Here is an 18652-nt window from a genome sequence, read left to right as displayed (position 1 = left end):
GATCTCACAGCTTGCCCATCACCTTCTGCTGAAATCCGTAGACCTCGCGCTTGCCGCCGAGCGGCACCAGCGTGACGTCGCGCTCCTGGCCCGGCTCGAAACGCATGGCCGTGCCCGCGGCAATGTCGAGACGCATGCCCCTGGCACGCTCGCGGTCGAATTTCAGCCCCTCATTGGTCTCGAAGAAATGGTAGTGGCTGCCGACCTGGATCGGCCGGTCGCCGCTGTTGGCGACTTTCAGGGTGACGGTCGGCAGGCCCTTGTTGAGCTCGATGTCGCCGTCCACCGTGATGATCTCACCGGGGATCATGGTCACCCTCACACGATGCCGAAGGCGAGGCCGATGCCGATCGCCGCGCAGGCGGCACCGGCAGTACGGGCCAAGCCGCGGAACCGGATGCCGAGACCGAGACCGGCGGCGATGCCGGTGGCATGCAGCAACAGCGTGGCGATGGCAAAGCCGGCCATGTATTCAAGCCCGCCGGCATTCTCCGGCACCTCGGTGCCATGCGCGTGGCCGTGGAACAGCGCGAACAGGCCGATGATGGCGACGCCGGCCGAGACCGGCAGATCGACCGCCAGCGCCACCAGCAGCCCGAGCGCCACGATTGAGGCCAGTATGCCGGGTTCGACGAAGGGCAGCGGCATATGCAAAATGCCCAGCGCGCCGCCGACCAGCATGACACCGACAAAGGCCGCCGGCCAGGCAAGAACCGCCTTGCCGCCCTTGATCGCTGCCCACAGTCCGACCGCGATCATCACCGTCATGTGATCGAGCCCGGAAAGCGGGTGCATGAAGCCGGCCGTGAAGGAGGAGGCCGTGCCGATGCCGACATGGGCATAGGCCGGCATGGCAGCGGCCAGCAGCAGGATCGCCGACAGGGAGAGGCGTTTGGCAGGGATCATTCTATTGCCTTTCGTTTTGCTCGGTCTGGTGTTTACGCCGCCTTGCGGGGGCCGCAGCCTTCGGCCTTGAGAACGCGTTTACTCGACGCCGGGTATTTCTTCAGCATCGCTGCCGGGCGGATCGGCCGCGCCGAAAAACCACCGCCGCAATTGGGGCAGATGCCGCCCAACACCTGTTCCACGCATCCGGCGCAAAAGGTGCACTCGAAGGTGCAGATCAGCGCATCCGTCGCCTCGGGCGGCAGGTCCTTGTCGCAGCATTCGCAGTTGGGACGCAGCTCCAGCATCCTGTCCTCCTCAACGGATCGGTTCGTGCACGGTCACCAGCTTGGTGCCGTCGGGAAAAGTCGCCTCGACCTGCACGTCATGGATCATCTCGGCGATGCCTTCCATGACTTGCGCGCGGCTGACGACATGAGCGCCGGCTTCCATCAGTTCGGCGACCGGACGGCCGTCGCGGGCGCCTTCGACGACGAAGTCGGTGATCAGCGCGATCGCTTCTGGATGGTTGAGCTTGACGCCGCGTTCGAGCCGCTTGCGCGCCACGATCGCCGCCATGGCGATCAGCAGCTTGTCCTTTTCCCTCGGCGTCAGGTTCATGCGTTTCCCTGGATTGGTAGAGACAGGCCTATAGTGACCATAATTTGGGCAACCCCGCCCTTCCGTTGAGCAATTCGACGAGTGGAACCAGCCGCTGGCGCAGCCGGTAGCCGTCCCCGGCGTAGAGCCTCGCAAGAAGCTTGCCAGATTTCTTCACGCACCAGGCGCTGGCGCTGCCTTGGTCGCCGACGATCTCCAGAACCTGGTCGAGCAGGGCCTCGGCGTGCGGCGACACCAGAAGCAGCGTCGCCACCGCGATCGCGCCGCCGGCAACGGCCGGGCGGTCGAGCCTGGCGGCGATATCGGGTCCGATGCGGAAATCCTCGGCATGAATGAGGGCGCCATCCTGGCGCACGCGCCAGCGGTCATGGAAGTTGCCCTGCGTGGCGCGCTCGCCCATAGCCAGGCGACCGAAGACGGCGGCTTCCAGCACCAGCGCCTCGGCGCCGACGGCAAGCTCGACGTCGAGCGTGCGGGCAAAGGCCGCCCGGTCGAAGACGATGGTTTCCTGCGGCAGCCAGGCGATGCGGCCGTTTTCCCCGACCGACAAATTGACCCGCACTTCGGCACGGTCGGATGCCGCCCGGTAGATCTTCTCGCAGGCCTGCGTGGTGATCGATGCCGAAGCGGCCGCGCCGACATCCACGTCCCAGGCGATACGGTCGCCGCCGGTCATCCCGCCGGCGGTGTTGATCAGCACCGCTTCGAGCGGATCGGCCGAGACGGCCGGCATTCTTATCTTGGCGGCGCCGTCCTGATAGAGGCGCCGCAGGCGCGTGCGGCCCTCACGGAGCGCGCAGGAAAGCCGCGCGACGCCCGCAACGCGCTGCGTCGAAATCCCGCCATGTTCGCCCATATCCATGCCTGCACGTTAAGCACTCCGGCGGCTTTGTCGATATGGAGTTCGATATAGCTTGTTGCTTGACAACGTTTCGGTTTCTATAGAGGGAACCACCTTGGTACGGTCATGCTGCGCTTGGCGGGGGTATTAAACGACGACGGCGGCTTGATACCAGGAGAAAAAGGGGCGCTGCTCAGTTGGCGTCGGGAAACGTCGAGATAGTGGGGAAGGAACCGAATGGCCGACCAGCTGGCAACGGATATCATCGCGAAGATCAAGGCTCATGCCGAGCCGGGCGGCGAAGAAATCACCACCACCACCGAATTGACCTCGCTTGGCATCCATTCGCTCGAGCTGACGGAGATTATCTTCGATCTTGAGGAAGAGTATGGCATCGAGATCGAGATGAACACGGTCGACGCCTGGAGCAATCTGAAGAATGTCGGCGACATGGTCGAAGCTGTGCGCGCGCTGATCGCGAAAAAAGCCTGAACTGAATGCGGCAGCGCGTTGTCATCACCGGCATGGGCGGCATTTGCGGGCTCGGCACCAGCGCGCCCGCGATCTGGAACGAGATGCGCGCCGGCCGCTCGGCCATCGGCCAGATCACAAGTCCCCAACTGCATGATTTGAAGGTCAAGGTCGGCTGCGAAATCAAGGCGCTTCCCGATCACGGCATCGACCGCAAGCAGACCGTGTCGATGGACCGCTTCAGCCTGCTGGCGACGATCGCAGCCAGGGAAGCCATGCAGCAGGCCGGCCTGACTTCGAATGAAGCCACCACCTATCGGATGGGCACCGTCGTCGGCGTCGGCGTCTGCGGCTGGGAGGCGATCGAAGAGAGCTATCGTGCCATCCTGGTCGAGGGCAAGAACCGCGCCGGTATCTTCACCGTGCCAAAGGTTATGCCAAGCGCGGCCTCCGGCCACGTCAGCATGAGTCTGGGCCTGCGCGGCCCGGTCTTCGGTGTCACCTCGGCCTGCTCCTCATCCAACCACGCCATCGCCTCGGCCGTCGACCAGATCAGGCTTGGCCGCGCCGACGTGATGGTCGCCGGCGGCACCGATGCGCCGCTGGTCTGGGGCATCCTGAAGGGCTGGGAAGCATTGCGCGTGCTGGCGCCCGACACCTGCCGGCCATTCTCGGCCGACCGCCAGGGACTGTCGCTCGGCGAGGGCGCCGGCATGGCGGTCCTGGAGACGTATGAGCATGCCATGGCGCGCGGCGCCACCATCCTTGCCGAGGTCGCCGGCGCCGGCCTCTCCGCCGACGCCTCCGACATTGTCGCTCCGACCGTCGAAGGGCCGACGGCGGCCATGCGCGCCTGCCTGGCCGATGCCGGCTTCAATCCCGAGGATGTCGACTACCTCAATGCCCATGGCACCGGCACCAAGGCCAACGACCAGATCGAGACGGCAGCGATCAAGCGCGTCTTCGGCGACCATGCCTACAAGCTTTCGGTGTCGTCGACCAAGTCGATGCACGCCCATTGCCTGGGCGCATCGGGTGCGCTGGAGATGATCGCCTGCGTGATGGCGATCCGCGAAGGCATCGTGCCGCCGACGGCCAATTTTCGTGAGGCCGATCCCGATTGCGACCTCGACGTCACGCCGAATGTGCCGCGCGAGCGCAAGGTGCGCGCCGCGATCAGCAACGGTTTCGCGTTCGGCGGCACCAATGCCGTGCTGGCCTTCAAGGCCGTCTGAACGCAAGGCCGGGCGCGCGATCTGCCCCAAGCAGGCCGTTCCGTTGACTGTTCGCGCGCAACGAAACCCTTGCACGCCATTGATCGTGCCGTGCGCCGCGTCTAATCCTTGGCCGACCCGCCAAAACCGCGCCGCTCGGCGCGAATCCTCATTCAGGAGTTTCCATGGCCGACCTGTCCGCCTTTCCGATCGCAACGCGTTGGCCGGCCAAGCGTCCGGATCAGCTCCAGCTCTATTCGGCGACAACGCCGAACGGCGTGAAGATTTCGATCGCCCTGGAGGAACTCGGCCTGCCTTACGAGCCGCATTGGGTCAACATCGGCCAGAACGAAAGCTGGACACCGGAATTCCTGTCGCTCAACCCCAACGGCAAGATACCGGCGATCATCGATCCGAACGGTCCGGACGGCAAGCCGATCGGCCTGTTCGAATCCGGCGCCATCCTGCTCTACCTCGCTGAAAAGACCGGCCTGCTCATGCCCATCGATGCTGCGCGCCGCTACGAGACCATCCAGTGGGTGTTCTTCCAGATGGCCTCGGTCGGGCCGATGTTCGGCCAGGTCGGCTTCTTCCACAAATTCGCCGGTCGCGAGATCGCCGACAAACGCCCTCTGGAGCGCTATCGCGACGAGTCAAAGCGACTGCTCGGCGTGCTCGACGGCAGGCTGAAGGGGCGCAAGTGGATCATGGGCAATGACTACACCATCGCCGACATCTCGCTGCTCGGCTGGGTGCGCAACCTGATCGGATTCTACGAAGCGCGCGAACTCGTCGGCTTCGACGATTTCGCCCATGTGGGAACATGGCTGGAACGCGGCCTGGCGCGGCCGGCGGTGCAGAAAGGCCTGACCATCCCCGCCAAGGGATAGCCGAACCAGCCTCCGAAGCGCGGCTATTTTGCCTTCGCTTTGGCCTTCGAACCGCCTTTGCCCATGACGGAAGCAGCGAGCGACGCAGCACCTCGGGCGGCGACCATGACGGCGCCGGCAGCGACGTTCGCCGTCGCCTTGGCCGTGCGCACCGCACTGCCGCTCAGGGAGTCGCTGGAACTCACGGGCTTCTTCGGCTTTGCTGCTTTTGGCGCGGCTTTCGCTGCGGCCGGCAACGCTTTCTTCGGCGCTGCCTTGCCGAAGGCCGGCTTGGCGTCCTTCGAACGGGCTGTCATCGCCGGGCCGGCGCCGGCCTTGGATTGGGTCGCCTTGCCCTTGGCGGGCGCGGGCTTTCTTGCCTTGATTGCCATTGGACCGAATCCCTCTTCTGGCACAATTGCCGTGTCGGGATAACGGCCTGAAAGTCTTAAGGTTCCCCTTGCGCAATCCGTCGAATCAAGCGGAAAGGCCGATCACCAGATCGGCAGCCCGGCGCCGCGCGAGCACGCGTTCGATGTTGGGCAGGTCGTTGGACGCGATCCAGGCGCGCGCATCTTCGTCGGAGCGGCCATGTCCGTGCCAGCGCTCCATCAGGCGGCGCTCGAGTTCGTTGCGCGGCACGTCGACGAAGATCGAGAAATCGAACAGCGGCGCCAGCCGCGACCACGGCTCTTCGTCGAGCAGCAGATAGTTGCCCTCGACCAGGATGAACTTGGTTTCCGTGGCGACGATCGAGGCGGCGGCGCGCGACAGCTCCATGCTGCGGTCGAAGACCGGGATGGCGATGTCGGGTTCACCGGCACGGATACGCTTCAGCAGGGCCTCAAACCCGGCAAAGTCGAAGGTTTCCGGCGCGCCCTTGCGCGCGCGCAGGCCGCGCCGCTCGAGCACGGCGTCGTCATAGTGGAAGCCGTCCATCGGCACGACTTCCGAAGCACCTTCGGGCAGCAGTTCATGCAGCCTTGCCGACAGCGTCGACTTGCCGGAGCCTGGTGGCCCGGCAATGGCCACGATGAAGCGGTTTGCCTTGCCGGCACGCTTGAAGATGGTGGCGGCGAGATGGGCGATTTCGGACATGAGAGCCTCTCTGGCAGGAGCTTCAAATCCACCATGTTCCGCATGATGATTTCGGCCACATCTTGGCGGCAGTTCACGGAAATTTCAAACCCTACGGCCGCGCAATCCCATCAAGCGGGCGCAGGCTGGCCAATGCGCAGGAAATCGCTGTCGAAGGGAACCTCCCGCGTCGCGCCACCCGTCACCAGTCGTATGCGGCCATCCGCCGTCGTGATCGCCTGTGGCGGCTCGCCGCCGGCCAGCGGAATGGCGCCGATGACATGGCGAAAGGACACGCTTTGGCCTTCGCCCAGTGCAAAGGCGGTCGCGACCCCTTCGCGCTTCAGCCAGTTGTCGCCGATCGAGGCGGCATGGCCGACGGCGGCGCGGCCATCCTCGATGCCGAGCACGCCCAGGTGGCGACCGCTCCACGGCGCGTAGTCGCGCCCGCCATTGCTGAACCACAGCATGGTGATCGGCAGTTCGGCCGGGTTCTTCAGCACCAGCACCAGATCGTCTTCGGCCTCTCGTGCAAGCGCGGTCCAGCCCGGCCCGCCATGATCCGCCTCGACCAGCGTGAGGAAATCCTCGCGGCGGTCGTCCATGCGGTATTCCGTCAGGTCGAGCGTACCGCCGCCGGCGGCGGGGAATTGGCTGAGATCGGCGGATCGTGCCGGATAGGCCAGCAGGAAGCGGCCGCGCGCGGGATCCGGCTCCAGCGGGTCGTCCAGCGTCGCCGCAAACCGCTTCGGCGAAAAGGCCAGCCTGCCGCCGCCCGTCATCGCCGTCATCGGGTGATGCGCGACCGAGATGGCACCATGGCCGCCGGAAAACGCATGCTCCTGGTAGAGGAAGGGATGGCCGTCGCGCAGCGTCAGGATCTTGTCGACGCTGGCACCCATCACCTTGTGCCGCAGGCGGTAGACCGCGCGCCAGCCATCATCCGTCGCGGCACTTTCGGCGATGTCCCAGGCGCTGTTGGCCGGCCAGCCATGCAGCGGCGCCTCCTCGACATCGCTGCGCGAAAACGGCGCGCAGAGAAAATCGCCGGACAGCCGAACCGTACCTTCCGGCAAATTGTCCGGCAGCGTCTCATTCGCATCAACCCAGGGCGCGCGGTGCAGCGGCTTCAACTGCCGTCCGCCACCCTCGACGACCATGCCGGCGATATGGCCGACCGTGAGGTCGAGCGAAACCGAAATGCCTCGGGCCTTGATGGTCTGGATGGTCATCGCGCTCTCACCGATTCTGCAGGCGCAAACTGGCCTGTTCGGCGGCACTTGCGCAAGCACCGCGACAGGCATTTTGCATCAGTTCTCACCCTCCCACATCGCATATGGATTCTTTCGAAGAGGACCCCCACCCTAACCCTCCCCACAAGGGGGAGGGAACGCTGTCGCGTGCCTTAATTGTTCTTTCTTTGGCGCCGAAAAGACAGGCGACTAGCCTGGGTCGGCGCCAACGGAAGTCTCCCTCCCCCTTGTGGGGAGGGGTTAGGGGTGGGGGTCCGTGCCGGGCAGACATCTCAAGAATTCCACGTGCGATAGCCCTCCCCACAAGGGGGAGGGTGAGCGTAGCTACTGCCGCTTGTATTCCCGCACCGGCGACTTGGTGCCGTCGGTGTAGGTGACCTGCACCGACATCGATTTCACGCTGTCGGCGACCTTGAAATAGGGCTGGTAGTCGTAGGGGATGGCGTAAGGGTCCTTCTTGTCGCAACGCGGCATCTTGATCTCCTTGTCGAGCGCCGCGCCGTTCAGGCTGTAGTGCACCTGTTTGATGGCGCAGCGGTAGGACAGCATCTGGGTGAAATAGACCAGCCCGTGATTGCCGCTGGCATCGAAGGCGATCCACGAGGTCCAGAACTGGTCGAGGATCTGCTTGTTGCCCTGCTGGAGTGCCGCCTCCGGGTCGAAGCGGATGTCGAACGGGCCGGTCTCGCGGCCCCTGATGTCGAGATATTTGATGGCGATGATGCCGGCCACGGTGCTGTCGGGCATCTCGAAGCTCGGATTGGCCATCGGCTTGCCGGTCGTCTGGTCGTTCATGGCCAGGAAACCGGTGTCGGTGAACGGACCGCTGTTGCCCATGCGCCAGGAGATGGCGGTCGCCGGCTCGGGCAGCGAGATGGTCATCGACCAGCCCTGGTTGGAGCGCATCGGCGTCAGCGAAGGCACGAAGCGGGCGGGATCGAGCACGTCGCCGAGTGCGGCCAGCCGGCTGCGGCTGCGGTCCAGCCAGTCGGCCAGCTGCGTCTGGTCGACGAAATATGTGAGCAGCCCGCCATCCTTCTCGTAGGACGTGAACTTGGTCAGCGCCTTGGCCTCGTTGCGCTTGTCGGCCAGCGTCTGGGCGCCGAGCCGGTCTTCGGAAAACTCCTGCGCCAACAGGAAATAGGCCGGCGCGAAATCTGGATTGGCTGATATGAAGGCGTTGAGCTTGTCGACGCGCTGGGCGTCGTCGAACTGCTGGATATGCACCAGCTTGATCGACAGCGCCTTGCCCTTGTCGGCAAGCGCGCCGAACACTTCGCGGGCGCCGGCCTTGCCGTCCTGCACCCGAAGCAGCGTGGCAAAGCGCGTATAGGGATCGATGGCGTCGACATCGAAGCCGGCAAAGGCGAGGTAGGAGCGCCGTGCATTGAGCATGTCGCCGGACAGCTCGTAGACACGGGCATTGTGGTAGAACTCGTCCGGCCGCTTCGGCTCGGCGATCGCCCCACCCTGCGCGGCAAGGGCGGCAAAGCCCCTGGCGATGGTGTCGATCGAGGCGGCGATCTGCTGAGTCGTTTCTTGCAGCTTCTCGGTCTGCTTCTTCACCTCGTCGGTGGTCTTCTGCACTTCCGCCGTCTGCTGCGTCTGCTGCTGCTGGGCGTTAGCGATCTCATCGGTCTTCTTGGCCACCGTGTCGGTCGACTGCTTGACCTGTTCGACCGTCTTCTGCGTCTGCGTGACGGTCTGCTCGATCCTGGCCACTTTTTCGGTAACGATGCCCATCGACTGCTGCAGCCCGGCAATGGCCGGCACCAGGCTGGCGATCACCCCGTTCTGGGCGTTGGTCTGCTGCTGCAGGCCGTAGACGCCGCCGGCGACCGCCGCTGCTGTTGTGGCGAAGATCAAGGCCGGCAGCGCTCTGGCCGCCAGCACCAGCCTGAGCACGATGGCAATGGCGATGATGATTGCGGCCACCGCGGCGATCAGCGCGATATAGGCGGCGAACGGCGCCAGCGGATTGAGGATGTCGGATACGGCACCCCCGATAAAGGCGACGCTGCCGGCCCATTTGCCAGTGCGGCTGAGCGATGCCCTGATAAGCGAGGGCGCAGCGCCCCCGGCCCCGATGTTCGTCATGCCAAGCCCCCAAGCCCTGAGATACCACGCCCCTTCCCACGGGAAACGCGGCCCTGGCAAGGAAAGACACGGGAAAACCGGCGTTTTCGGGGCGGCTTCGCAGGCTTGGGTTCCTCGCCCCACGAATGTGGGGGAGAGGTGGCTCGGCGGAGCCGAGACGGAGCGGGGGAACGGCGCCGGCCGTGCCAGGTAAGGTTCCGATACATTTCGTTTGGAGATGGCGCCCGACGAAATCCCCTCTCCGTCCGCTGCGCGGCCACCTCTCCCCACTTCGTGGGACGAGGAACCAGATCGATGCCCTCGACAATCCTGGGACTGTCGGCCATTAACCAAATGGACGCATCACTTGCGTTACGTTAGCTTCGTCTCATCTCAGCAACAGCCGACCCCAGAACAGTCCTGCCCTTGTCCAACCTGCGTCCCCTTCCGCTCATCCAGAGAGTTTTTGCGGCACTCGCCCTGCTGGTGCTGCTTGCCGGCTGCGCCACGACGCCGCCCGACAGCGTGCTGGCCGTACCCGCGCCGGCGCAGAAATATGCGGCCATCGTCGTCGACGCCAGGACCGGCAAGCAGCTGTTCGAGGTCAGCTCGACGGCGCAGCGCTACCCGGCTTCGCTGACCAAGATGATGACGCTCTATCTGCTGTTCGAGGCGCTGGAGTCCGGCCGCGTCAGCAAGCAGACGCAGATCCCGGTGTCGGACCACGCCGCCTCGCAGCCGCCGACCAAGCTGCGCTTCCGGCGCGGCGAAAGCATCGACGTCGATTCGGCGATCCGCGCCATCGTCGTCAAATCGGCTAACGACGTGGCGGTGGCGGTCGGCGAATATCTCGGCGGCTCGGAAGATCAGTTCGCCGCCATGATGACATCCAAAGCCCGCCAGCTCGGCATGACCAGCACCATTTTCCGCAACGCGTCGGGCCTGCCCGACGATGGCCAGATGACGACCGCGCGCGACATGGCGGTGCTCGGCATGGCGCTGCGTCAGCGCTTTCCCCAGCAGTTCCACTATTTCTCCGAAAGCGACTTCATGTTCCGCGGCCGGCTGGTGCGCGGCCACAACGACATGCTCGGCCGCGTGCGCGGCGTCGACGGCATCAAGACCGGCTACATCAGGGCGTCGGGCTTCAACATCGTCACCTCCTACAATGCCGACGGCCGCAATCTGATCGTCGTGGTGATGGGCGCCGACTCAGCCCGCCAGCGCAACGACCATGTCGAAGCGCTGATCCAGCGGAGCCTGTCGCCGACCATGGACGGCGCCAAGACCAGGCTGATGTTCGCCGAGCAGTAGTAGGCCGCGGCGCGATTCGCGTCTGGGCGCACGGTGACGGATAGGAATTTTTTCTTGACTCGGTGAGGGCAGCTAAGCTACTGTTTTGGGTATGGTGCTGAGTCGCGCCAATTGACCACTGGAAACGTGACCCGCCCGCAAGGCGGGTTTTTTGTTGCCCGCCGCCGTGCAGAACCTTGCGCACGTTGGCGGGACGGCACCCCCCTCTGTCCTGCCGGATGTTCGTCGCTCGGAAAGCCAAGCAATTGGCTTTCCGCCCGCTGCGCGGACCGCTCCTCAACCCCCGCAAGGGGGAGATCAGCGGCTTCGGCGCTACGCTCACTCATGTGACGGTGGAAATTGGCGAAAGCCGGGATGACAGCCAATCTCCCTCCTTGCGGGGGAAATGTCCGGCAGGACAGAGGGGGGTGATTGGCGCAAACATCGGGCAAGTTCTTCCCGCTCCGCCTGTGGACGACGAAGTTGGTGAGGCTTCGGCCAATTTCGAACGTCTCCACCCGCCCTGGGGGGCGAGCCGCCGCCAGCCACATCGCCTTCTCCGATCAAAACCACTTGTCCGGCCTGCGAAATCCGTGCCCGGCGCTGGCTATGCGCCGCCACCTCTGTCTATCGTCGCCCAGCATCAGGAGCCCACCATGAGCACCGTCCCCAAAACGCCCGAGCAACCGGCCGACAATCAGAACGACAGTGGCGGCGAGTATTTCGAAGCGCCGATCATCGGCGAGCTGGAGGCCGATCCGGTGTCGGACGAGCACTTCGAGACGCCCGAAGTGCCGGACTCCGAACCATCAGCTCCAGGCCCCCAACGCGGCAAGCCGAAGAAGAAACCGTCGGCGATATCGGGTCGGAAATTCCGCAAGCGCGATCTGGTGCGCATCGACACGCTGCGCCCGAGCCTCGCCGACCGCATCCGCTCGGACCATCCCGACCTGCCGGCCGGCGCCCGCATCAGCCGCGCCGAGCTCGGCCGCTACCGCATGCGTTACATGGAGGAGCTGCTGCAGCAGGAGCACGGCGAATTCTCCGAGCTCGACCGCCAGGTGGTCGAATCGATCGCCAGGCAAGACACGATTTCCGAGAACTCGGAGGAGGAGTTCGAGGAGCACCGGACCTTTGCCGACCGCGTCTCCGACATTATGGCTTCCTTCGGCGGCAGCTGGTGGTTCCTGATCTCGTTCGGCAGCGTGCTGCTGGTGTGGATCGGCATCAACCTGATCGCCGGCATGAGCGCCGCCTTCGATCCCTACCCCTTTATCCTGCTCAACCTGCTGCTCTCCTGCATCGCCGCCATCCAGGCGCCGATCATCATGATGAGCCAGAGGCGCCAGGAATCCAAGGACCGCCTGCGCTCCTTCAACGACTACCGCGTCAACCTCAAGGCCGAGCTCGAAGTGCGCCATCTGCACGAAAAGCTCGACTACCTCATCTCGCGCCAATGGACGCGCCTGGCCGAAATGCAGCAGATGCAGCTGGATGCGATGCACGAACTGACCGGTGCGAAGAAGCCGAAGCGCGCGGTGCGCGGAAGGCGGGCGGTGAAGGTTGGGGCGGGAACCTCATAGGACGTAGCCTGGACGCACCGAGCCAAGTCGCTGCGCCAATCTCCAATTGCCCGTTGAAGCCCGCGCCTGCTTCCGCTAAGAAGCCGTGACTTGCCGGTTCACCGGCTGGTTCGTTTTCCGGATTCCGGAAAGCACCCGTAGCTCAGCTGGATAGAGCGCTGCCCTCCGAAGGCAGAGGTCACAGGTTCGAATCCTGTCGGGTGCGCCATCTCAAACCCTTATAAAGCAAGGGTTTCGAGCGACTGCTTCATTCCTTGAAATGCTCCTCAAAGCAACCAGTCACAATCTGGTCACAAGGAGCAGCGCCGATGGCGTCTCTACGCAAGCGAAACGACAAATGGCAGGCACAGGTCCGCCGCACTGGGCATACACCGATAAGCAAAACCTTCATCAACCGTGCTGACGCGCTGAGATGGGTACGACAGACTGAACAGGAGCTGGACCGGTCAGCGCTGGCTTACGATCCATCCACCTTACAACGTACAACCGTTGCAGACCTACTACGCCGCTACGTGAGTGATGTAACACCGGGCAAGCGCGGCCATGCATCGGAAGCCAAACGCATAGAGGTTTTCCTACGATACGACTGGGGGAAACTGACCCTAGCTCGGATCACGCCGCAGGTATTCACCCGGTACAGAGACAACAGGCTAAGAGAGGTAGAAGCCGGAACGGTTATTCGGGAACTCGGCTTGTTGCGCACCGTGTTTGAGGTCGCACGGCGTGAATGGGACATACCCTTACATGCAAATCCAGTAGCCAGCGTGCGCAAGCCCAAGGCAGTTAGCGGACGTAGCAGGCGGCTTTATGCTGATGAGTTTGCGGCGCTGTTGGCTGCTTGTGCAGATGGCCGGACAGAATGGCTGGAGCCGGGTATCAAGCTTGCGATCGAGACTGGGATGCGTCGTGGCGAGCTTCTAAACATACGCCGTGCGGACCTCGACCTAGCCAATGGCCTGTTGTCGATACCGGAAACAAAGACCGACATTCCGCGCACCATTCCGTTGTCTGAAAACGCAGTGGTCATACTGCGAAGCATGATGGATACGGCAACTAACGACCGACTGTTTCCGGTCTCGGCAAATGCGTTCCGCCTTGCATGGGAAAGGTGCAAGCGCAGAGCCGCAAAGGACAAGCCGGGCATTGTGGATTTGAGATTCCACGACCTCAGGCATGAGGCTGTAAGCCGGTTTTTTGAGCTAGGCTTGAACGTACCAGAGGTCGCAGCCATCAGCGGGCACAAGGACCCAAGAATGCTGTTCCGGTACACGCATCTCAAGCCGGAAGATATCGTTGCTAAACTTAGGAAAGCCAGCCAGCAGGTGGCGGCATGACGAACACAGCACTCGTGATGCCTGACTACGTTGCCCAGTTGGCAAAGCTGGGTTTGTCTCAGCTTGGATTGATCCCATCAGACGAGCATAAGGACGTCATAACCGCGTCACTTCGCTATCAAGACGGGACCCAGCTTTCTCTAATCGTTATGTGCATCGCCCAGAAAGGTTGGCTTCGTGAAAAGCCTATGGTGTCTGTTGCGATAGCGAAGTTGGATGCCAGGATGAGGTCAACCGACATCTACCTGCGGGAGGTGATGCCCGTTCCCTATGGCCCGAGCGATTTGAAGTTCCTACTAGCGCTAAGTGCCAATATCCGCGCCATGGCCTGGACCGTTGCAGCCACTGCCGGAATGGGGGAATGTTTGGAACTACCGAGATCGTCCAGGTGATAGCAGCTTATCCTTGGAAAGCCTTATTTTCGCTTTCCCTCATAAGTGGAAAATCAGAATGGGCCTGTTGGGGCAGCGTAGCTGCTTCATTCCTCCCTATAAGGAACAAAAGGGGCTGCCTTCCGCCCCCGTAAACTCCCTCACTTGTCCCTAAATAATCTTTAAGAGCTAACTGCGGGACTTTCAGATTTGGGCCTGCCGGATTGTGTGCCGGTGGGCCTTTTTTGTTGTCTTAAGAGAAAGGAGCAGATGCTTACACCTTTTACAGAACGAATGAAAAGCTATTGGACGGAAACCCTTGGACTCACTGACTCCAATGCCCTTGAAGAAGGATGGCAACAACTCGCACAAGCCATAAGCGGGTGTGACAGGAACACCTTGCGCTGGCAGGTGATCCAGCAGCCTACCGGATCGGGGAAGACTCAAGCCCTAAAAGTTCTGTGCTCAATACAGGACCAAATACAGCACCCCGGCGTACTGATCGTTACAAAGTTCCGAGAGGAAGCGAACAGGCTGTCAGAGGGGATCAACGAGCTTGCTAGGTGGAAGATGGCTCGACCTTTCCACCAAGAGGCTTCGGCAACTAACGATCAGCTCGCCTTCGCTCCAGTGGTTGTCACCACACATGCCTCCTATCGGCTGGCTCTAAAGGAAATTGCTGATACTGGCTTGAACCACAAGGCAAATAGGTTGCTGAGCTACGAATGTGGCAAACGTGACTGGGTAGTGATCGACGAGGCCTTCGACTGGGCTGATAACTACAGCCTGAGCGCTAGCAATCTGCGGTCAATGTCCGGGGATCTTGCGAGGGCCATGCATGGCGAACTGCGAGCTGCCGCCGAGCAACTATTTACTTTTTCGATCCGGCTCACGGATACAGACCTTGGTCGATCTGATCGAGTGCTGGATGCTGAGTGCTTCGACATCTTAGCAAGCATTGATCTCAGCGGATTGAGGGCAGGCATTGCCGGCACCTCGGACGATGCATTTGCCAAATTAAATGAGCACAGACCGGCTACGAAAAGCGAACCGGCTTCACGCATTGAGAGATCGTCCAAGCCTCAATATCTGGAGCAACTAGATCAGTTGCAAACTATCGCTCGTATTGGCCACGCGTGGACGAGCAGACGCGGTGGACGGACCCAGTTGCACAGCGCCAGATCGCTCATCGGTGTAGATGGAATGCGAGGCGTCATCCTAGACGCCACAGCGGGCATTGATCCCGTATATTCGATCATGAGGCAACATGTTGATGTGCTGGCTCGACCACCCGGAATCCGAACCTACCGGAATGTGACCCTACACGTTTCATACGGCCATAAGGTCGGCAAGGAACATCTTGCGAAACATGCAGGGAAAGAATGGTCGACCGTCTGGGGTGATCTATCAGAGCGACTATCCGGAAAGCGCATTCTCGTGTGTGCCCATAAGGATGCTCGGCCTTCTATCGAACCATACGGACCTAAGGACGGAAGTGTCCAGTTCGATAATTGGGGCAACCTTGATGGCAGAAATGATTGGAATAGCTGCGAGGCTGCCATTCTCTTCGGGCTTCCCTATCTGGACGATATTGAGCCGGCTCAGAGGTTCATTGCTCATCAAGGCCGACAGTCAGACGAATGGTTCTTAGGAAGCCGCAAGTACAAGGACTATGCGGATATACGGACTGCCCTGAGTGATGGCTTCATAGCCAGAAGCGTGGTCCAGGCCATAAACCGCATCCAATGCCGAAACGCGATCGATGCCGATGGCAACTGCAAGCCAACGGACATCTACCTGCTCTTGCCACGCGGAAACACAGGAGCGGCCGTTGTACGGGCAATCCAAGACCAGATGCCCGGCATACGGCTAGCGAGCTGGCCTTCAAAAGCAACCAAGCGGAAGGCTCGCAAAATCCCGACAGAGATCAAATTGGCCGATCACTTCGAGAGTGCTGACCCCGGCTATTACTCAAAATCTGAAATCGTGAACACGCTACGGATCAATCCCTCCAGCTTGGAACGGATCACGGCCAAACTACGCCAGCAACAGTCTGGGCTAGCTAAAAAGCTTGAGGCGTATGGGGTCCATTACCACTCCCAAACTGGACGCGGGAAGGAGGCGTATTTCATCAAACAATAGGAGATTGAATGTCACTACAGAGTGTTGGCACGCCCATCGTGCTGAGCAGAAATGAGGCCGCCATGAGCGGCCTTTCTCGTTTTTATACAGGTCACTCGTGCAGAGAAGGCCATCGCGCTGGACGCTTCGTCAGCAATCGACAGTGCGTCACTTGCAATGCGCAGCAAGCACGTCAACGCGAGCATCTTAGGGGCGTTAGAGACCCGTCGTTTCGGATGTACAGGAACACACTCCGCCGCACCGGAATGGCTCTCAGCGGCCGTGCCAGCCCCGCCTTTGCGCTAGGCTGCGCTCATTCCGAACTGCGTGACTATATCGCGGCACAGTTCCGAATGGGCATGTCTTGGGAGAGCTATCGGCAGTGGGAGGTTGATCACATAGAGCCGCTGGCAAGCGCCAGGGACTTAGATCACCTGATCCAGCTTTGTTACTATACGAACCTACAGCCGCTATGGCGGCGAGAGAACCGAGTGAAGGGCGGGGCCTAGTGCCCCGTCCACGTCCGCGCATCTGTATCTATCTATTCACAAAGCAAATTCGCAACTAAGCCCAATTTTTCCCGTCCCAAGAATGCCACGTGTTAGTCCGTGTTGCCAGTTGCTGTCCTAACGACATCAGGTATATGGAGGCTCTGTGGGATTTCAGGGGACTTGGACATGGCAGATGTGAAACTAGGCGAGCCTTCGGAATGGAGAGTGCGGCATTCGCTAAAATGGATCTCGACCTATCGATTAAGCGTATTTTGAATGACGTGAAATCGGACTTCATATACGCTCCGCATCTTAGCCTGATCTATGCACGGGCTGGTGATGCTCTCAAGGAAGCTGTTTCCGCGGATATAAAGGCCGGCCAATTCACACCGGGTATCCCTATATCTATGGAAGTTCCCAAATCATTCCGGATACCTGTAGAGTCCACAAAGCGCTTAGGCCCGGCATATTCGCGGTCTGGTAGCATATTGCTTCCGAAAGACCGCCTGCTTTACCAGGCACTAGCGGACAGATCGACAGCCGTTATCGGAAAGTCTCTAGATAATGCCCGGTCGTTCAGCCACCAACTGGCGGACGAGGATAGTCCCGCAATGTTTTTGTCGACGAGAAAGTGCTGGAACGACCTTCAATCCTCCCTTTCTGTGAGTGTCAAGGATAAGAGCGTGCAGTACGTTCTCAAACTTGATATTGCTAACTACTTTAGTTCGATTAATCTCCACACATTAATCAACGTCCTAAACGACTCCGGGTTCGAAAAATCATACTCGTCCCGATTAGAGGCCATACTTACAAGCTTCACCGGAGAGCGGAGTTCAAGGGGAATCCTGCAAGGAATATTCCCGTCAGACCTTCTTGGCAATTTCTACATGGCTCCGATAGATCGAATACTTAAGGACATGAAATTGCATTCGGCAAGATATGTAGATGATCTGTACATTTTCGTCGACTCTGTTGAGCACGCGGATCGCATTCTGCGGGACTTGATTCCGGCGTTGAGAAGCTATGATCTCTCGCTAAATGAAAGTAAGTGCAAGATTATACCAAAGACTTTGCTTTATACCATGGAACCCGATTTGGAGTCATTGTTTCAGGCGGCGGTAGATGAGATCGCGGACCAAATCGATGACGAAGACTTTGATGCGGACTATGGGTTCCAGTCAGAATGGGAGTCAGAGGACGAGGAAGATGCAGGCGAAGATGAACAGGAAGAAGTTGAGGAAACACCGATCGAGCTAGCGGCAACGATGTCTCTGTTTGACTCAATGGACGAGTACCCTGGACAGGAAGAGAACGTTGAGAGGTTCTGCCTACCGCTCTTTGCAAAGGCCGGATCGGATCATGCCGTGGAGCACGTTAAAGACGCATTCAAGCGGCGACCGTCGATGGCGCAAATTTATTCGTCATATCTAGCGAAGTTCCTTGAGAACAAGGACCTCAGATCTTTTGTTGTGGGATTGGCAGCCGATGAGGCCCTTGCCGACTGGCAACGCATGTGGCTCATCGCTGCCATGATGCAAGCTTCTGAGCCTACTGATGACGAAGTGAAGATTGCATTAGACATTGCTAAGGACGGAACCCGGCATGACGCGTTGCGTGCTGTGGCTGCATATTATGTGGGCAGGTTTGGCGATCACGCTCGCAGGACCAGTCTTCGGACCCTCTATGCGCAAGTTTCAAACTACGTTCAGGCTGCGATCTATGCATCATCCCGTTTTTGGCCAGGAGTGGAGCGTTCGAATGCAAAGGCAACATGGGCAGGCCACGGGCAACTTCATTCACTGCTGACTATCGCAATGAAGAAGTGACTGATCGGACGTTGGCCAGGGCTTGCACCAGTGGCCCGGTAAGCTTCCCTCGGATTCATGCAGCTTATCTTGGTAGCGCCGTTCATCATCGACTAAGCCCTTCCGTGCGATTAGGCGTGGCCTCCGAAGGCACCAGAACCTGCCCCGCTCGGTCTTTTCGCCTTGCGGTGCTCCTTGCATCGAACATGCTAGCGGCGCTGGGGGAGCGTCGGCGCTGTACACCACCGTATCCAGCTTTGCTATTATTCGAACCTACAGCCGCTCTGGCGGCGGGGAAACCGAAGAAGGGCGGGGGACAGTGCCGTCTTCGTCCGCGCGTCTGTCTT

Annotated in this window: 18 protein-coding genes and 1 tRNA gene; 10 read left to right on the top strand and 9 right to left on the bottom strand. The window is 60.9% G+C overall.

Going from position 1 to position 18652, the window contains the following annotated elements; all coding sequences use genetic code 11:
* Window positions 1-4: 4 nt before the first annotated feature.
* Genes NKI21_RS02940 through NKI21_RS02920 form a run of 5 tightly spaced genes read right to left on the bottom strand, consistent with a single transcriptional unit; the run spans window position 5 to window position 2368 of the window.
* Window positions 5-310, bottom strand: coding sequence for an urease subunit beta (locus tag NKI21_RS02940; protein WP_352440554.1), 306 nt, complete (start codon window positions 308-310; stop codon window positions 5-7).
* An 8-nt stretch (window positions 311-318) separates the two neighbouring features.
* Window positions 319-906, bottom strand: coding sequence for a HupE/UreJ family protein (locus tag NKI21_RS02935; protein WP_128304229.1), 588 nt, complete (start codon window positions 904-906; stop codon window positions 319-321).
* Window positions 907-938: 32 nt separating this feature from the next.
* Entirely contained in the window at window positions 939-1193 is a 255-nt protein-coding gene (locus tag NKI21_RS02930) for a DUF1272 domain-containing protein (RefSeq protein WP_027161066.1), read from the bottom strand.
* A gap of 10 nt (window positions 1194-1203) precedes the next feature.
* The gene (locus tag NKI21_RS02925; RefSeq protein WP_015314510.1) at window positions 1204-1506 is read right to left on the bottom strand and encodes an urease subunit gamma; all 303 of its coding nucleotides are present in this window, start codon (window positions 1504-1506) and stop codon (window positions 1204-1206) included.
* 28 nt (window positions 1507-1534) lie between these two features.
* Window positions 1535-2368 carry an urease accessory protein UreD gene (locus NKI21_RS02920; RefSeq protein ID WP_502895174.1) on the bottom strand — a complete coding sequence of 278 codons (834 nt, stop codon included), beginning with the start codon at window positions 2366-2368 and terminating at the stop codon, window positions 1535-1537.
* Between the two features lie 216 nt (window positions 2369-2584).
* Between NKI21_RS02920 and NKI21_RS02915 the strand changes: the two genes are divergently transcribed.
* From NKI21_RS02915 to NKI21_RS02905, 3 genes are all read left to right on the top strand, one after another.
* Window positions 2585-2839, top strand: coding sequence for an acyl carrier protein (locus tag NKI21_RS02915; RefSeq protein ID WP_013528393.1), 255 nt, complete (start codon window positions 2585-2587; stop codon window positions 2837-2839).
* A gap of 5 nt (window positions 2840-2844) precedes the next feature.
* Complete coding sequence (locus NKI21_RS02910; RefSeq protein ID WP_128304230.1) at window positions 2845-4053, top strand: beta-ketoacyl-[acyl-carrier-protein] synthase family protein; 1209 nt, start codon at window positions 2845-2847, stop codon at window positions 4051-4053.
* A gap of 164 nt (window positions 4054-4217) precedes the next feature.
* Entirely contained in the window at window positions 4218-4922 is a 705-nt protein-coding gene (locus NKI21_RS02905; RefSeq protein ID WP_352440553.1) for a glutathione S-transferase family protein, read from the top strand.
* 23 nt (window positions 4923-4945) lie between these two features.
* On the opposite strand, the gene NKI21_RS02900 is transcribed toward NKI21_RS02905, so the two are convergent.
* The 4 genes from NKI21_RS02900 to NKI21_RS02885 all read right to left on the bottom strand — a co-directional run bounded on the left by NKI21_RS02900 (window position 4946) and on the right by NKI21_RS02885 (window position 9328).
* Window positions 4946-5293: a hypothetical protein gene (locus NKI21_RS02900; protein WP_352440552.1), complete on the bottom strand. Its 348-nt coding sequence runs from the start codon at window positions 5291-5293 to the stop codon at window positions 4946-4948.
* Between the two features lie 85 nt (window positions 5294-5378).
* Window positions 5379-5999, bottom strand: coding sequence for a nucleoside triphosphate hydrolase (locus NKI21_RS02895; protein ID WP_023810683.1), 621 nt, complete (start codon window positions 5997-5999; stop codon window positions 5379-5381).
* A gap of 110 nt (window positions 6000-6109) precedes the next feature.
* Window positions 6110-7210, bottom strand: a complete 1101-nt coding sequence (locus tag NKI21_RS02890; RefSeq protein WP_352440551.1) for a hypothetical protein — start codon at window positions 7208-7210, stop codon at window positions 6110-6112.
* A 345-nt stretch (window positions 7211-7555) separates the two neighbouring features.
* Window positions 7556-9328 (bottom strand): methyl-accepting chemotaxis protein, encoded by a 1773-nt coding sequence (locus NKI21_RS02885; protein ID WP_352864464.1) that lies wholly within the window; start codon window positions 9326-9328, stop codon window positions 7556-7558.
* Window positions 9329-9733: 405 nt separating this feature from the next.
* Here NKI21_RS02885 and NKI21_RS02880 point away from each other — a divergent pair, with 405 nt between their 5' ends.
* From NKI21_RS02880 to NKI21_RS02850, 7 genes are all read left to right on the top strand, one after another.
* Window positions 9734-10621 (top strand): D-alanyl-D-alanine carboxypeptidase family protein, encoded by an 888-nt coding sequence (locus NKI21_RS02880; RefSeq protein WP_352864461.1) that lies wholly within the window; start codon window positions 9734-9736, stop codon window positions 10619-10621.
* A 635-nt stretch (window positions 10622-11256) separates the two neighbouring features.
* Window positions 11257-12183: a DUF1003 domain-containing protein gene (locus NKI21_RS02875; RefSeq protein WP_352864458.1), complete on the top strand. Its 927-nt coding sequence runs from the start codon at window positions 11257-11259 to the stop codon at window positions 12181-12183.
* Window positions 12184-12314: 131 nt separating this feature from the next.
* A tRNA-Arg gene (locus NKI21_RS02870) sits at window positions 12315-12391 on the top strand.
* A gap of 100 nt (window positions 12392-12491) precedes the next feature.
* A complete protein-coding gene (locus NKI21_RS02865) occupies window positions 12492-13517 on the top strand; it encodes a tyrosine-type recombinase/integrase (protein WP_352864455.1) in 1026 nt (341 codons plus the stop codon).
* Window positions 13514-13909 (top strand): hypothetical protein, encoded by a 396-nt coding sequence (locus NKI21_RS02860; protein ID WP_352864451.1) that lies wholly within the window; start codon window positions 13514-13516, stop codon window positions 13907-13909. Before NKI21_RS02865 ends, NKI21_RS02860 begins: the two co-directional genes overlap by 4 nt.
* A gap of 249 nt (window positions 13910-14158) precedes the next feature.
* A complete protein-coding gene (locus tag NKI21_RS02855; protein WP_352864448.1) occupies window positions 14159-16030 on the top strand; it encodes a DEAD/DEAH box helicase family protein in 1872 nt (623 codons plus the stop codon).
* Between the two features lie 712 nt (window positions 16031-16742).
* On the top strand, window positions 16743-18326 hold the full coding sequence (locus tag NKI21_RS02850; protein ID WP_352864445.1) for an RNA-directed DNA polymerase: 1584 nt from the start codon (window positions 16743-16745) through the stop codon (window positions 18324-18326).
* Window positions 18327-18652: the final 326 nt, after the last annotated feature.

This window comes from Mesorhizobium sp. M0715, from assembly GCF_040320355.1.
Taxonomy (GTDB): Bacteria; Pseudomonadota; Alphaproteobacteria; order Rhizobiales; family Rhizobiaceae; genus Mesorhizobium.
The sequence above is the reverse complement of the archived record's forward strand: the minus strand, read 5'-3'. Positions and strand labels throughout refer to the sequence as shown.